At 68.2% G+C, this 239-nt stretch carries 1 protein-coding gene; it reads right to left on the bottom strand.

The features are described from left to right. Positions 1-239, bottom strand: a 239-nt coding sequence (locus tag SB749_RS20735; RefSeq protein WP_410711977.1) for a glutamate synthase-related protein, incomplete at both ends; no start/stop codon positions are given.

The following is a 239-nucleotide window of genomic DNA, read 5'->3' as shown; positions in this document are numbered from 1 at the left end:
GGATGCAGCGCGCCGTTCTGGAAGTAGCTCTCGCTGTTGCAGCCGAGCGCCATCAGCACGCCCTGGCCGATCGCCACCGCGTCCGCGCCGAGCGCGAGGGCCTTCGCGACATCAGCGCCGGTGCGGATGCCGCCCGACACGATCAGCTGCACCTTCCCCTTCATACCGAGGTCTTCGAGCGCTTCCACTGCCTGGCGCACGGCCGCGAGCGTCGGAATGCCCACGTTGTCGATGAAGCA

Origin of the sequence: Brevibacterium sp. SIMBA_078 (assembly GCF_046534565.1) — a bacterium.
Classification (GTDB): Bacteria; Actinomycetota; Actinomycetes; order Actinomycetales; family Brevibacteriaceae; genus Brevibacterium.
This window is presented reverse-complemented; position numbering and strand designations above follow the sequence as displayed.